Source organism: Kitasatospora sp. NPDC004745, from assembly GCF_042873275.1.
In the GTDB taxonomy this organism is placed as follows: domain Bacteria; phylum Actinomycetota; class Actinomycetes; order Streptomycetales; family Streptomycetaceae; genus Kitasatospora.
In genome coordinates, this window is record NZ_JBIALK010000014.1 from 173,619 (window position 1) to 187,047 (window position 13,429).

Consider the following 13,429-nt stretch of genomic DNA (forward strand, 5'->3'; position numbering starts at 1 on the left):
GATCATGAGGGCATGAACCCGACGCAGACGCTCTCTCCCGCCGCCGTCGCCCGTGCCGCCGAGCGGATCGGCCCCTACGCCCGCCGGACCCCGCTGCTCGACCTGGAGCTGGACGGCCGGCGGGTCCTGCTGAAGCTGGAGCACCTGCAGCGCAGCGGCTCCTTCAAGTTCCGCGGCGCCGTCAACGCGGTGCTGGAGGCCGGGGCGGCGGGCCCGGTGGTGGCGGCCTCGGGCGGCAACCACGGTCTTGCGGTGGCCGAGGCGTCGCGGCTGCTGGGCGTGCCCGCCACCGTGTACGTGCCGGAGTCCGCGCCCGTCGCGAAGACCTCGCGGATCGAGGCGGCGGGTGCGCGCCTGGTGCGGCACGGCGCCAGGTTCGCGGAGGCCGCGGTGGCGGCCCGGGAGGCGGCGGACCGGGCCGGGCACCGCTTCCTGCACGCCTACGAGGACCCGATCGTGATCGCCGGGCAGGGGACGCTGGCCGCCGAGGTGGTGGCGCAGGCCCCCGAGGTCGACGCGATCGTGGTCGCCGCGGGCGGGGGCGGCCTCGCGGCCGGGACGGTGCTGGGCGCCGGTGGTCGGACGGTGGTGGCGGTGGAGCCCGAGGGCTGCCGGTGCCTCCATGACGCGCTCGCGGCGGGCGGGCCGGTGGACTCGTCGGTGGAGTCGGTGGCGGCCTCGGCGCTGGGTGCCACCCGGGTGGGCGACCTGGCCTTCGGGGTGCTGTCCGGGGCGGGGGTGCGGTCCGTGCTGGTCGGGGACGATCAGCTGGTGGCGGCGCGGGACCGGCTGTGGGAGGAGTGCCGGATCGCGGTCGAGCCGGCCGGGGCGGCGGGCTTCGCGGCCTGGCTGGCGGGGCTCGTGCCGGGGCGCCGGCCGTGCGTGGTGCTGTGCGGGGCCAACGCGGAGTGGACGGCCGGGTGACGCTCCCGGCGCCCGCCGGGTGACGCCGCGGCCGTCCCCGGGCCCGGCGGGTGCCGGGGAGCGTGCGGGCGGCCGGGAACACGAAAGCTCGCCGGGAACGCGGACGCCGCCGGGAACACGAAAGCTCGCCGGGAACGCGAACGCCGCCGGGACGGGTCGGTCCCGGCGGCGTGGCGTGGCGTGGCGTGGCGTGGCACGACGGCCGCGGTCGCCCGCGGCGCGGGCCGTGGAGGGACCGGCCCTACAGCCCCTGCCAGGCCGGCTTGGCGGCGTAGGTGTCGCGGAAGTAGCCGGCCAGCTTGAGGCCGGAGGCGGCGGCCTCGTCGACCACGACGGTGGCGTGCGGGTGCAGCTGGAGGGCCGAGGCGGGGACGGCCGCGGCGAGGGGGCCCTCGACGGCCAGCGCGACGGCCTCGGCCTTGGCCTCGCCGGTGGCGAGCAGGACGAGGTGGCGGGCCTCCAGGATGGTGCCGATGCCCTGGGTGATGACGTGGTGCGGCACGTCGTCGATGCTGTCGAAGAAGCGGGCGTTGTCCTCGCGGGTCTGCCGGGTGAGGGTCTTGATCCGGGTGCGGGAGGCCAGCGAGGAGCAGGGCTCGTTGAAGCCGATGTGGCCGTCGGTGCCGATGCCGAGCAGCTGGAGGTCGACGCCGCCGGCCTGGGCGAGGGCCCGGTCGTAGGCGGTGGCGGCGGTGGCGATGTCCTCGGCGTTGCCGTCCGGGCCGAGGAAGGAGGCCTCGGTCAGGCCCAGCGGTTCGACGACCTCGCGCAGCACGACCGAGCGGTAGGACTCGGGGTGGCCGGCGGGCAGGCCGACGTACTCGTCGAGCTGGCAGACGCGGGCGCGGGAGGCGTCCAGCCGGCCGTCGCCGACGCGTGCGGCGAGGGCCTGGTAGATCGGCAGCGGGGTGGATCCGGTCGCCACGCCGAGCAGGGCGTCGGGTTTGCGCGACAGCAGATCGGTGATCGCCGTGGCGATGAGTTCGCCGGCCGCAGTGGCGTCAGGGACGATCACGATTTCCATACGGGTCCACCGTTTCTGAAAACGACAAGGAGGTCTAGACCATTCTGTCGTGAACGGGGGCCCCAGGTCCAGCCGGGTCCCGGGGCCGGTCACCAGGGGCCGGACCGGTGGTCGGGCGGTTCAGCGGCCGGCGGTGCGGGCGCGGCCGCCGGCGTGCCCGCGGAGGGGGCGGGGGACGGGCCGGCGGGCGGCGCGGACGACCGGCCGGACGGGAGCTCGGCGATGACGGCGCCCGCCAGCAGACCCACGGCGATCACGGTCAGGATGGTGACCAGCTTCGTGATGTCCCGGAAGCCCTCGATCGGGTGCCCGCCCGCCAGGTCCGTCAGCCCGCGCAGCCCCAGCGAGCCGACGGTGAGGGTGAAGAACCCCGGCAGCGCCAGGACGAGCCGGGGCGGCATGCCCGGCCGGCGACTGAGCAGGCCGGCGGCGGCCCCGAGCGCCACGGCCGCGACGAAGGTCCCGCCGAACTCGCCGAACAGCCAGGTGCCGACGGTCTGCACGCCGACGGTCAGGTAGACCAGCACCAGCAGCGCCGGCAGCAGCCGCCAGGGCACCGCGAAGGAGAGCACCGTGCCGACGGTGAAGACCACCCAGCTCAGGAACAGCATCCACCGCGGCAGGTCGCCGTGGGCCGCGACGTCGAACAGCGAGTGCCGCGGCGTCCCCGTGAAGACGAGCCCCAGCAGCACCCCGACGTACAGCTGCAGCAGCAGGAACACCGCGTAGACCAGCCGGATCGCGCCGGTGGTCAGGTACCCGGCGGCCAGCTCCGCGGCCGCGGCACTCAGGTAGTCGCCGGGGACGAAGTAGAACAGCGCAGGCAGCATCAGCAGGACCGGCCCGCCGTGGGCGGGGGTGTCGGCGAAGGCCTCCAGGGCGATCACCGAGACCGCCACCGCCGCGACCGGCGGCAGCAGGACGGCCAGCCGTGGCACGCGCTCGGCCCCCACGGCCAGCCCGGCGCTGACCGTGGCGAGCACCGCCGTCGTCCACACCTCGTACCAGGTGGCCTGCATCAGCGGGGCGAAGCCGACGGAGAACAGCACGATGCCCAGCATCCGCAGCCACCACGGGTAGGGCTGCGGGGCGTCGGCGATCGCGGCGAGCCGCCGGTCCGCCTCGGCCGCGCCGATCCGCCCGGCCGAGACCTCGGCCAGCAGGGGGCCGAGGGCGACCACCCGGTCGAGGCGGAACACCTCGGGGAACGCCCGCACCCCCGCCGTCGTGGTCCGCCCGTGCGAGGTCACCGTGACGGTGGCGCCGTCCGGCACCACCAGCAGGGCGGCGCTGCCCCCGCAGTCGCGGGCGGCCCGGCGCACCGTCCGCTCGACCTGCTCGGCGCCCTCCCCGCTGACGCCGAGCAGGACCTCCGTCAGCCGGGTCAGGAAACCGGCCAGCTCCTGGTGGGTGCCGGTCGGACGGTCCATCCGGGTACCTCCGCGGGTCGTGCCAGGGCGGTGGCGGCGGTCGCCGCGCGGCGCCGCGCGGGCGCTCAGGGGGTGCGATCCGTGATCCGTCCCACCCTGCCCCGGCCCGGGTGCCCCCGCCCGCCGGACACGGCCGTCAGGGCGCCCGGGCCGCCGGGCCGGGGACCCACGGCGACCAGCGCGATCAGGGCGACCACGGCGACCAGGACGGAGGCCCGGGTGCGGCGGCGTCCGGGCGGGCCGGTACATTCGCCCCCGTACCAGCCAGCGAGGGGAGAACTCCCGTGCCCGACCGGCCCAGCCTCCTGTACGTGACCGACCTGGCCTACCAGGCCCGCGGCCGGCGCTACTGCGACGAGGACATCCTGCTGACCTCCCGGCTCCGGTCCGAGTTCGACCTCGCGCTGTGCCACCCGCTGGACGCCCGCGCCCTGATGACGGGCTTCGACGCCGTGGTGGTCCGCAACAGCGGGCCGGTGCTGCACTACCGGGACGAGTACGCGCGCTTCCGCGAGCAGGCCCTCGCGGACGGCGTCCGGGTCTACAACCCGCTGACCGGGCGCGCGGACATGGCGGGGAAGCAGTACCTGCTGGACCTCACCGAGGCCGGCCACCCCGTCATCCCGACCGTCGACCGGCCCGGGGACCTGGACCGGCTGCCCGACAGCGCCGCCTACGCGGTCAAGCCCAAGGCCGGCGCGGACAGCATCGGCCTCGCCTTCCACCCGCGCGCGGAGCTCGCCGGGATCGACTGGACGGACGTCCTGGTCCAGCCCCGGATCGACTTCCGCTACGAGGTCTCGTTCTACTTCGTCGACGACGCCTTCCAGTACGCGCTGTACGCACCCGATCCGCACCGGCGCTGGGTGCTGGAGTCCTACCGGCCGAGCGAGGCCGACCTGGCCTTCGCGCGGCGCTTCGTCGCGTGGAACACCCTCGACCACGGGATCCAGCGGGTGGACGCCTGCCGGGCCCCGGACGGCGGGCTGCTCCTGGTGGAGCTGGAGGACCTCAACCCCTACCTGTCCCTGGACCGCGTCGACGACGCGACCACGGACCGGCTCGTCCGGGCCATGGCGGACTCCCTGCACCGCTTCCTCGGCTGAGGCAGGGGCCCGCACGCCCGCGAGCCCACGAGCCCCCGGGGCGGGCGTCAGCTCCGGGGCACGCCGCCGACGAAGTCCTTGAGGGCGTCGATCCGGGTGCGGCGCCCCGGCGGGAAGCGGCGAAGGGCGCGTTCGGCCCGGCGCGAGCCCTCCGGGTAGCGCCAGCGGGCCCACGGCGAGGCGGGCTTGGCCAGCCGCAGGCAGGCGACCATGGCGACGGGGGAGACCAGCAGTCCGATCACGCCCGTCGCCGTCTTGCCCTTGAGGATCGCGATGGCGCTCATCAGCGCGTTGACCAGCAGCACCAGGGCGAAGGTCAGATGGGCCGCGGTGCCGGAGCCGGCGTCGGAGAACGGGTTGAACCCGGCGACCAGCAGCAGCCCGACGGCCACCGCCAGGAAGGCGGCGTCGACCGACTTCCTGCCCTCGCGGCTCCAGTACACGTCCTCCAGGTGCAGCCAGAGCGCGTACTCGTCCAGCGCGAGCGCGGCGCCCGCGCCGAACAGCACCGCGAGGACCTGCACCCCCGGGCTGTCCGGGCGGTAGGCGAACTCGATCGCACCGGCCACCAGCATCGCGAGGATCCCGTACACCTGGTGGTGCACGTGGGTGCCGCCGACCTGGACGTCGCGGAAGGGCCCGCGACCGGCCCGGATCAGCCGGGTGATCACCCGGGTGCCGACGAAGGTCGCCACGAACGCGCCGAGCATCCAGAGCCCGATGCCGTGGTTCGGCACGGTGAGGTTCACCTCGATCCGCACTTCCGCGGTGTGCACGGCCGCCGTGCCCCGTCAGCCCCGGGGCCCGTGCGCGGCCCGCGCACGGGGCGGCCGGGGGAGCCACCGAACGGTCGTCGCCGCCACGCTTCGGGGGCCGCGCCCTGGCGGCGTTCGCTGTTCCGGCACCACTTCCGCACCTCCGTGGGCCGCGGCCGGCCCGCCCGTGCTCCGCGGGCCCGGGGCCCTCGCCCAGCCTATGCGGATTCCCCGCGCAGGGCCCGCGCCGGCGGGCCGGGTGGCCCGGTTCCCGTCCGCTCCTCGTCAGGCCTGGCCGGCCGCCGTCTCCGGCGCCCGGCAGGAGTCGATGAACGAGAGCAGGCGCTCGTTCACCAGGTCGGGGCGTTCCAGGGTGAGCCCGTGCCCGGCCCGCGGCACGATCTCGGCCCGGACCCCGGGGATCCGCGCCGTGCCCCGATCCAGCGCCCGGCGCGGCCGGCGCAGGATGCCGCGGCCGTCCTGCACTACCACCTCGGCCGGCTCTTCCCCGGTGCGCCGGCCCGCTCCGCCGACACCGGGTGACCGGCACCGGGTGACCGGCACCGGCCGGGGGACCGGTCGGGACCGGTGGGGACCGGGGCACCGCAGGACCGGGCCGCCGGAAAACCGCGAGCGCTCCCCGCCCCGGTCGTGCCAGGATGCTCGGCATGTCTGCTCGTGCCCTGAGCTTCGGCGCCGTCGCGGAAGCCTACGAACGGTTCCGGCCGGGATACCCCGACGAGCTCTTCGACCTGGTGGCGGCGTACGCGGGCCGGCCGTTGCGGACGGCCCTGGAGATCGGCGCCGGCACGGGCAAGGCGACCCGCCTGTTCGCCGGTCGGGGGGTCGCGGTCACGGCCACCGACCCCGACGCCGCCATGCTCGCCGAACTGGCCAGGGCCGTACCCGGGAACGTCACGACCGTACGGGCCGCCTTCGAGGACCTGCGGCCGGACGGGGCCCACGGGCTGGTCTACGCGGCGGCGGCCCTGCACTGGACGCGGCCGGAGGGCCGGTGGCCACGGGTGGCCGCGCTGCTGGAGCCGGAGGGCGTGTTCGCCTGCTTCGGCGGCCCCGTCCAGCTCGCCGACCCGGCCGTCGAGGCGGCCGTGCGCGCGGCACGGGCACCGTTCCTCGCGGACGACGAGGTGCCCGCCCCCGACGGCACCGCCCCGGGGGCGGAGCTGCAGTGGCCGGGCACCGAACTGCGCCGCTCCCCGCTCTTCCACGACGTCCGACAGGTCGTCGTCGCCCGGCGCCTGACGATGAGCGCCGCGGACTACGTCGGCCACCTGTCGACCGTCTCGGCCTACCTCCAGCTGCCGCCGGCGGTGCGGGAGCAGGCGTACGCCGCGATCACGGCCGCGCTGCCCGGCACGGTGGACATCGCCGCCGACATCACCGTCCACCTCGCCCGCCGCCGCCGCCCCGCCCACGGCCTGCCGGGCAGCTGACGGGGACGCCCGCTGGACCGGCGCTAGGCCTCCAGCGAGCGCTTCAACGCGGCCAGCGTCTCCGTCATGGTCCGGCGGTTCCACTCCGCGCGGTGGCCGGTGCGCAGCACGGTCTCCGTCGTCCAGGCGCTGATCCGGTCCCGGCGGTCCTGCCAGAACTGCTCCACCACCGTCACCCCGTCGCCCCCGGTGAGGCGGAAGCCCCAGCGGGCGACCGGGATCGGCCCGAAGCTGACGTCCCAGGCGAAGGCGTGCCCCGGCTCGGCCTCGACGACCCGGCAGACGGTGTTCCAGCGGATGCCCCCCTTGCGGTTGTGGCCCCGGAACCGCGCACCCGGCACCGGAGCGGCCGGGCTGCCGCGCCAGGAGGCGCCGGTGCACTCGGGACTCCACTCGCCCATGCGCGTCACATCGGCGACGGCGGCCCAGACGGCGTCCGGCGCGGCGGCGATCTCCGCCCGCACGGAGACGGACTCACGGCCGGCACTGCTCATGCGAACCTCCTGAGGATGTTCCCGGCATCGCACCGCGCGCGGGCCCGCCGCGTCAACGTGCGCCGGATCACAGCGTCCTGACGGGCCCGCCGGAGCGGGGGCGGCCGGGAAGCGCCGGCCCGTCGGCCGCGGCTCAGTCGAAGCGGATGTGCTGCACGCCCGTCCAGGCCCGGCGGAGGCGCCCCCGGAGCGCGCCGTCGGTGTTCGGGGCGAGTTCCAGCCCGCAGGACGCGGCGACGTGATCGGCGACCTGGCGGATCGTGAGGCGGTCGGTCCAGAGGTGTTCGGCGAACTCCGGCTCGCGCAGGCGTTCCAGGCAGAGGTCGAGCTTCGACACGGCGAAGCTCTCCCGGCGCAGCGGAGCGTCCTTCCCGGCGACGAACCGCACGGCCTGCCCGAAGCCGCGTTCGCGCAGCCGTCGCAGGACGGTGTCCCGCCCGGCCAGCAACGCGAAGTGCCGGACGTCGTGGTGCCGCTCCCGCAGCCGGCCGACGATCTCGCGGAAGTACGACGGCTCCACCACCGTCATCGGCACGATCACCACACCGTCGTGCCCGGTGAGGGCGCGGTCCAGGACCTCGAAGACACCCTGCCGCCAGGCCGGGAGGTCCTGGAAGTCCCCGCGCAGCGCCGGCGGCATCATCCGGTGCAGCCCGAACCCGACGTGTTCGGGGTCGCAGACGACGCTGCCGGGGAGCCGCCGCCGGATCTCGTGCGCGGTCTGGGTCTTGCCTCCGCCGAAGGGCCCGTTGATCCACAGGAGCATGCCCGGGACCCTACCCGGCCCGCCCCGGCGGCACCGGCGCCGGGCCCTCCCGGGCCCCCGGCGGCCGCGGCCGCCGGGGGAGCCGGTCTGCTCCGAGTGGAGGCCACGAGTGGTGGGCGGCCGCCCGGCGTCCGACGCTGGCCAGGGCCCGCCCGGAACCACCCGGCGGCGGGCGCAGCCACCCGGCGCCGCCCCGATCGGGCGGCCGGGGCGTCAGAGAGACGGGATCGCATGACGGAACAGGGCATCACGGCGGACCACCCGCCGCCCGTGCGCGGAACCGGCGGGACCGGCCGGGCCGGACGGCGGTGGCCGGGGCAGCGGTCCGCGCGCGGACGTCGCCGGGGCGCGCCCGCCGCGGCGGCGCTCCTCGCCGGCGTGCTGGCCCTCGCCGTCGCGGTCGGCCCGACGCCGAGCACCGCCGCCGCGCCCGCCGACCGGGCGTCCCCGGCGACGGGGGGCCGGGCGCGGTTCGTACCGGGCCCCTGCCCCGAGACGCCCGAGCCGGTCCCCGGGCGGTGCGGGTTCCTGGAGGTCCCCGAGAGCCGCGAGCGGCACCAGCACGGCGAGCGGGGTGGTCCCGGCGAGCGGGGCGGCGGGCGCACGCTCCGGCTGGCCGTCGCGATCGTCCCGGCCGTCTCGGCGACGCCGGCCGCGGACCCGGTGGTGTTCATGGAGGGAGGCCCCGGCGGCGACGCGTTCGGCAGCATCCCCTTCCTGATCGGCTCCGGGGTGAACCGGGACCGCGAGCTGATCGTGATGGCCCAGCGGGGCACGCTGCACGCACAGCCGAACCTGGCCTGCCCGGAGATCGACCGGTTCAACGCGACAGCGGTGGGGCTGCGCTACGACGCCCCCTCGACCGGGCGCCTCCTGGTCCGGGCGGCCCGCGAGTGCCGGGACCGGCTGACGGCCGACGGCGTGGACCTGAGCGCCTACAACACCACCGAGAACGCCGCCGACTTCGCCGCGCTGCGCACGGCCCTGGGCGTCGAGCGGTGGAACGTCTACGGGTACTCCTACGGCACCGAACTGGCCCTCACCTACCTGCGGCTGCACCCCCGGGGGATCCGCTCGGTGGCGATCGACTCCGTCGTGCCCCCGCAGGTGGTGAGCCTGCCGTGGACCTGGGACAGCGCCCGGGAGGGGATCGGCGCGATCCTCGCGGCGTGCGCGGCACAGCCCCGCTGCGGGAGCCGCTACCCCGACCTCCCGGACACGCTCACACGGCAGGTCCGGCGGCTGGAGGAGCACCCGCTGAGGGTGACGGCGCAACCGCCGGCGGGAGGCGAGCCGGTGCAGGTCGTCCTGGACGGCGGCGCGCTGGTGAACCTGCTGGTCGCCAACGCGGTCAAGGCCGTCGACGTCCCCGCGGCGCTCGACGAACTCGCCCACGGGAACCCGGAGCGCTTCGCCCGCGCCCAGGCCGCCGGAGCGACGCCCGTCATCGGCGAGTTCGCCCACGGCCTGACGCAGTCGGTGGCCTGCGCCGAATGGGTCCCGGGCCACTCGGAGGCCGACCTGCTCCGGGCGGGCCGCCGGGCCTTCCCCGACTGGCCGGACACCGTCCTGGCGCAGGCCCCGCAACTCCCCTTCGAACACGACGTCTGCCGCGTGTGGAACGTCCCGGACCGCACCGGGGTCCAGCGGGTCGCCACCCGCAGCGACGTGCCGACCCTGATCGTCTCCGGCAGCTTCGACGCGAAGACCGGGGCGAGCTGGGGCCCGTTCACGGCCCGGACGCTGCCCCGTTCGACCACCGTGCTGATCCCCGGGACCGGCCACTTCGTCGTCCCCCAGTCGCCCTGCGCGCAGAGCGTCCTCGCGTCCTTCCTCGTGGCTCCGACCGCACCGGACACCGGGTGCGTCGCCGGACTCGCACCGCCACCGTTCACCATCACCCCAGAGACGGACACCGCATGACGCCGATTCCCCCGCCCCACCGCCGACGCGACCGGCGACGGATCCGGGTCACGCTGGCCGGGGCCACCGCCGGCGCGCTCCTCGCGGGCCTCGCCGCGCTGCCCGCCCGGGCCGCGGACGGCGCCGACGCACCGCTCGGTACGCTCGCCCGGACGGCGGGCCGGGCCCACTTCGAGCCCGGCCCCTGCCCGCGGACGGCGGACCCGACCCCGGCCCTCGACGGGGCCCGCTGCGGAACGCTCACCGTGCCCGAGAACCGCGCCCGGCACAACGGGCGGACCATCACCCTCGCCGTCGCCATCGTGCCGGCCGCGCGGAAACGGGCCCCCGACCCGATCGTCTGGCTCGCCGGCGGGCCCGGGGACGACGCGAACTCCGAGATCCAGCTGGCGCTCGGCGGCGGACTGAACCAGGACCGGGACGTCATCTTCATGTCCCAGCGGGGGACCTACTCGGCCGACCCCGCGCTCACCTGCCCGAACGTCGACCGGTTCGCCGCGGACTCGCTCGGCCTCGTCTACGGCGCGCCGTCCACCGGGCGCCTGCACGTCGACGCGACGCGCGCCTGCCGTGACCGGCTGGTGGGCCTCGGGGCCGACCTGAGCGCCTACAACAGCACCGAGAGCGCCCAGGACTACGCGGACCTGCGCCTCGCACTGGGCATCCGGCAGTGGAACCTCTTCGGCATCTCCTACGGCACCGACCTGGCCCTGCTCTACCAGCGCCTGCACCCGGAAGGCCTCCGGTCGGTCGGCATCGACGGCGTCCTGCCGCCCTCGCTGGCCGGGGGAGCCGTGACCTGGAAGGCCGCCCGGGAGGGCTTCGACGGCATCTTCCGGGCCTGCGCCGACCAGCCCGCCTGCAACGACCGTTACCCGGAGCTGAAGGCCACCTTCGAGCGCCTGGTCCGCGAGCTCGAAGCCCGGCCGGTCACCACGACCGTCACGCTCCCGGACCACCCGGACCCGGTGGAGGTCACCCTGGACGGCGGCGTCCTGGTGAACTGGCTGACCTTCGCCAGCCACCTGGCCGCCGGCGTGCCCCGCTCCATCGACGAGCTGGCCCACGGCGACCCGGGGCGGATCGCCACCCAGTGGGCGGGCGGCAAGCTCAGCCCGCAGGCCGTCGGGCGGATGTCCCACGGGCTCGCCTACGGAGTCTTCTGCAGCGAGTGGACACCGTTCGAGACCGAGCAGGACGTGATCGAGGCGGGGCGGCGGGCGTTCCCGTCGTTCCCCGAGTCGGTGCTGGCCAATGCACCGCTGCTGCCCTGGCTGCACGAGGACTGCCGCGCCTGGGACGTCCCCGCCGCGCCCGCCTCGGTCCGGGACGTGACCCACAGCGACATCCCGACCCTCGTCCTGTCCGGCGGCTTCGACGCCCAGACCGCACCCAGCAGCGGGCCGTACGCCGCCCGCACGCTGAGCCGCTCCACGGCCGTCACCGTCCCCTACGTCGCCCACGTGGTCTTCGCCGACTCGCCGTGCGCGCAGGCGATCACCCGTTCGTTCTTCGACGCGCCGACCGCGCCGGACACGGAGTGCCTGGCCTGTCTGCAGCCGCCCGAGTTCGAGATCGCCCCCTGAGACCGAGCGGCCGCGGGGCCCACCGGCCGACGACTCGGAGGCGGCCCCGGCGCGACCGGGCCCGGCGCAGCCGTCGCTGCGCCGGGCCCGGGGTCGTCGCTCCTCCGGTCAGCCGAGCGTCGCCCCGCGCTCCTGTGCCAGGGCCTCCAGACCGTACCTGGCCACGTGCTCGGCGTTGCCCAGGTCGATCGGCCGGACGCCCTCGGCCGTCAGCCGCTCGTTGATCGCGTCCAGATGACCCTGCACCAGCTGCTTCTCGGCCTCCGTGGTACGGCCCTTGTGCGGCCGGCCGGCGTGCTCCAGGCTGGCGTAGTTGACCCGCTCCCTGGATCCGGCCGGCGCCGCCTGGACCGGAACGGCCTGCGCCACCCGCTTGGCACCGCGCAGCACCTCGGCCATCGGGGCGGCGGACGCCAGCCGGTCGAAGGCCTCGGCCTCCAGCACCACCGTCTCCGGCTCGTCGGCATCCGGGTAGTGCAGCTCGATCGTCACCAGGTCGAGCGCCAGGTCCTCCACCGCGGTCAACTCACTGCTCAGCGCCTCGATCTCGACCGGGCCGCCGTCCAGCTCGGGGTGCTGGCGCACCACGATGCGCACCAGGTCCCCGTCGTTGTCCACGTGCTCGCCGGTCAGGTCCGAGAACCGGATGATCTTCTGGCCCATGTCTTCCTCTCGCGATGGCGGTGATCAGTCCGAGAGCCTACGCCCGCACCCGATCACCGCCGACGCGGCGGTGGAGGACCCGAGGCCGGACGGGAACGGAGAGGTCGCGCTCCGGGCCGGGTTCGCGCTCAGGCCGTCCCGCGCAGCGCGGCCGTCGAACGCTCCAGGAGGGTGCGCAGCTGGGCGCGCTCCCCGGCGTCGAGGGCGTCGGAGAGCCGCTGCTCCACGCCGCGGGCGAGGGCGTCCGCCTTCCGCGTGAGGGTGCGGCCGGACCGGGTGAGCCTGGCCACCAGCACCTTCTGGTGGATGCTGGAGGCCTCGCGGGTGATCAGGCCCTTGGCCTCCAGGTTGGTCAGGATCGTCGTCATGGTCTGCGGCGTGACCATGCACTCGCGGGCGAGCTGCGCCCCGGACATCCCGGAGGACTGCTGGAGCAGCAGCAGGGTGACGTACTGGGGCACCGTGAGGTCGACGGTGCGCAGCACCCGCGACTTCTCGCCGATCAGCGCCTGCTCGGCCCGCTTGATGGCGTGGCCGAGCCGGTCGTGGACCTCGGACGCGGCCTGCCGGTCGGAGCTGTCGTCGGTCACAGTGCTCGCACCCCTGGCTCCCCGGCTCCGGATCATTCGGGCTTTACGGTACATCAGGGGACTGCCGGGCCTCCACGGACGGACGGACCCGCTGCCCGGCTCAGGACGCCGAGCGGACCGGCGCCATCCCGTGCAGCACCCGGCCGGCGGCGCGCTCGCGGTCGAGCTGCTCGGTGAAGACGGCGAGTCGCTCCTCGGGCTCCAGCTCGATCAGGCCGGGCGGCCAGGTGCCCGGCGGCACCAGGACGACCAGGGCGGCCCCCCGGCCGCGGGCCGCCGTCAGCCAGCCGGGCGACACCTCGACCCGGGCGTCGGGCTCCCACACCGACCGGCCGCCGACCAGCACCAGGCGCACCACCCGGCCGCCGCCGACCTCGACGAGCCCGGTGGTGTCCGGAGGCTCCCCGGCGGCGATCACGAACCCGCTGTCGACCGCGGCCTCCACCAGTTCGCCGTGCAACGCGGGGCCGACCTCCACCAGCACCTCGGCGAACGGCAGCCCGTCCGCCGCCTCGCGCACCGCCAACGCCCACACCACCGGGGCCTGACCCCGGTCCGTCTCATCCGTCACACCGGATCAACGAGCCACCGCCGGTGAGGAGCCGGGCAGACGGGGTGGTTCGCGGAATTCGACTGGTGCGAACGGGCGTGCGACCTCTAACGTGGCGCTCCGTCACGCCGGCCCGCCGCCGGCACCAGTACCCGTTCCGGAGC

14 protein-coding genes are annotated in these 13,429 nt (G+C 75.8%); 5 read left to right on the forward strand and 9 right to left on the reverse strand.

What is annotated here, in order from left to right:
- Positions 1–12: 12 nt before the first annotated feature.
- The gene (locus tag ACFYUY_RS23130) at positions 13–924 is read left to right on the forward strand and encodes a serine/threonine dehydratase (RefSeq protein WP_387903082.1); all 912 of its coding nucleotides are present in this window, start codon (positions 13–15) and stop codon (positions 922–924) included.
- A gap of 241 nt (positions 925–1,165) precedes the next feature.
- Here the strand turns inward: ACFYUY_RS23130 and ACFYUY_RS23135 are convergent, their stop codons facing one another.
- Together ACFYUY_RS23135 and ACFYUY_RS23140 are read right to left on the reverse strand one after the other, a co-directional pair.
- Positions 1,166–1,948 (reverse strand): glucosamine-6-phosphate deaminase, encoded by a 783-nt coding sequence (locus tag ACFYUY_RS23135; protein WP_360219380.1) that lies wholly within the window; start codon positions 1,946–1,948, stop codon positions 1,166–1,168.
- Positions 1,949–2,037: 89 nt separating this feature from the next.
- Positions 2,038–3,378, reverse strand: a complete 1,341-nt coding sequence (locus ACFYUY_RS23140) for a threonine/serine exporter family protein (RefSeq protein ID WP_360219377.1) — start codon at positions 3,376–3,378, stop codon at positions 2,038–2,040.
- 284 nt (positions 3,379–3,662) lie between these two features.
- Between ACFYUY_RS23140 and ACFYUY_RS23145 the strand changes: the two genes are divergently transcribed.
- Positions 3,663–4,484, forward strand: coding sequence for a hypothetical protein (locus tag ACFYUY_RS23145; RefSeq protein WP_387903085.1), 822 nt, complete (start codon positions 3,663–3,665; stop codon positions 4,482–4,484).
- Positions 4,485–4,531: 47 nt separating this feature from the next.
- On the opposite strand, the gene ACFYUY_RS23150 is transcribed toward ACFYUY_RS23145, so the two are convergent.
- Together ACFYUY_RS23150 and ACFYUY_RS23155 are read right to left on the reverse strand one after the other, a co-directional pair.
- Positions 4,532–5,260 (reverse strand): hypothetical protein, encoded by a 729-nt coding sequence (locus ACFYUY_RS23150; protein WP_387903088.1) that lies wholly within the window; start codon positions 5,258–5,260, stop codon positions 4,532–4,534.
- 264 nt (positions 5,261–5,524) lie between these two features.
- A complete protein-coding gene (locus ACFYUY_RS23155; RefSeq protein ID WP_387903090.1) occupies positions 5,525–5,731 on the reverse strand; it encodes an alpha/beta fold hydrolase in 207 nt (68 codons plus the stop codon).
- A gap of 176 nt (positions 5,732–5,907) precedes the next feature.
- Between ACFYUY_RS23155 and ACFYUY_RS23160 the strand changes: the two genes are divergently transcribed.
- Positions 5,908–6,693 (forward strand): class I SAM-dependent methyltransferase, encoded by a 786-nt coding sequence (locus ACFYUY_RS23160; protein WP_387903092.1) that lies wholly within the window; start codon positions 5,908–5,910, stop codon positions 6,691–6,693.
- Between the two features lie 23 nt (positions 6,694–6,716).
- On the opposite strand, the gene ACFYUY_RS23165 is transcribed toward ACFYUY_RS23160, so the two are convergent.
- Together ACFYUY_RS23165 and ACFYUY_RS23170 are read right to left on the reverse strand one after the other, a co-directional pair.
- A complete protein-coding gene (locus tag ACFYUY_RS23165; protein WP_360219358.1) occupies positions 6,717–7,187 on the reverse strand; it encodes an SRPBCC family protein in 471 nt (156 codons plus the stop codon).
- Between the two features lie 133 nt (positions 7,188–7,320).
- Positions 7,321–7,953 carry an AAA family ATPase gene (locus tag ACFYUY_RS23170; protein ID WP_360219355.1) on the reverse strand — a complete coding sequence of 211 codons (633 nt, stop codon included), beginning with the start codon at positions 7,951–7,953 and terminating at the stop codon, positions 7,321–7,323.
- A gap of 231 nt (positions 7,954–8,184) precedes the next feature.
- Between ACFYUY_RS23170 and ACFYUY_RS23175 the strand changes: the two genes are divergently transcribed.
- A complete protein-coding gene (locus ACFYUY_RS23175; protein WP_360219352.1) occupies positions 8,185–9,876 on the forward strand; it encodes an alpha/beta fold hydrolase in 1,692 nt (563 codons plus the stop codon).
- A complete protein-coding gene (locus tag ACFYUY_RS23180) occupies positions 9,873–11,462 on the forward strand; it encodes an alpha/beta fold hydrolase (RefSeq protein WP_360219349.1) in 1,590 nt (529 codons plus the stop codon). Before ACFYUY_RS23175 ends, ACFYUY_RS23180 begins: the two co-directional genes overlap by 4 nt.
- 108 nt (positions 11,463–11,570) lie before the next feature.
- Here ACFYUY_RS23180 and ACFYUY_RS23185 read toward each other — a convergent pair whose 3' ends face one another.
- The 3 genes from ACFYUY_RS23185 to ACFYUY_RS23195 all read right to left on the reverse strand — a co-directional run bounded on the left by ACFYUY_RS23185 (position 11,571) and on the right by ACFYUY_RS23195 (position 13,286).
- On the reverse strand, positions 11,571–12,125 hold the full coding sequence (locus ACFYUY_RS23185) for a hypothetical protein (protein ID WP_360219346.1): 555 nt from the start codon (positions 12,123–12,125) through the stop codon (positions 11,571–11,573).
- Between the two features lie 128 nt (positions 12,126–12,253).
- Positions 12,254–12,715 carry a MarR family transcriptional regulator gene (locus tag ACFYUY_RS23190; RefSeq protein WP_360219343.1) on the reverse strand — a complete coding sequence of 154 codons (462 nt, stop codon included), beginning with the start codon at positions 12,713–12,715 and terminating at the stop codon, positions 12,254–12,256.
- Between the two features lie 100 nt (positions 12,716–12,815).
- Positions 12,816–13,286 carry a hypothetical protein gene (locus ACFYUY_RS23195; RefSeq protein WP_360219340.1) on the reverse strand — a complete coding sequence of 157 codons (471 nt, stop codon included), beginning with the start codon at positions 13,284–13,286 and terminating at the stop codon, positions 12,816–12,818.
- Between the last annotated feature and the right edge of the window lie 143 nt (positions 13,287–13,429).

What these genes read in the sequence shown, in the direction of transcription:
- ACFYUY_RS23175 (WP_360219352.1), top strand. Translation starts at nt 8,185, where the DNA reads ATGACGGAACAGGGCATCACGGCGGACCACCCGCCGCCCGTGCGCGGA.
- ACFYUY_RS23185 (WP_360219346.1), bottom strand. Translation starts at nt 12,125, where the DNA reads ATGGGCCAGAAGATCATCCGGTTCTCGGACCTGACCGGCGAGCACGTG.
- ACFYUY_RS23135 (WP_360219380.1), bottom strand. Translation starts at nt 1,948, where the DNA reads ATGGAAATCGTGATCGTCCCTGACGCCACTGCGGCCGGCGAACTCATC.
- ACFYUY_RS23180 (WP_360219349.1), top strand. Translation starts at nt 9,873, where the DNA reads ATGACGCCGATTCCCCCGCCCCACCGCCGACGCGACCGGCGACGGATC.
- ACFYUY_RS23140 (WP_360219377.1), bottom strand. Translation starts at nt 3,378, where the DNA reads ATGGACCGTCCGACCGGCACCCACCAGGAGCTGGCCGGTTTCCTGACC.
- ACFYUY_RS23170 (WP_360219355.1), bottom strand. Translation starts at nt 7,953, where the DNA reads ATGCTCCTGTGGATCAACGGGCCCTTCGGCGGAGGCAAGACCCAGACC.
- ACFYUY_RS23165 (WP_360219358.1), bottom strand. Translation starts at nt 7,187, where the DNA reads ATGAGCAGTGCCGGCCGTGAGTCCGTCTCCGTGCGGGCGGAGATCGCC.
- ACFYUY_RS23160 (WP_387903092.1), top strand. Translation starts at nt 5,908, where the DNA reads ATGTCTGCTCGTGCCCTGAGCTTCGGCGCCGTCGCGGAAGCCTACGAA.
- ACFYUY_RS23130 (WP_387903082.1), top strand. Translation starts at nt 13, where the DNA reads ATGAACCCGACGCAGACGCTCTCTCCCGCCGCCGTCGCCCGTGCCGCC.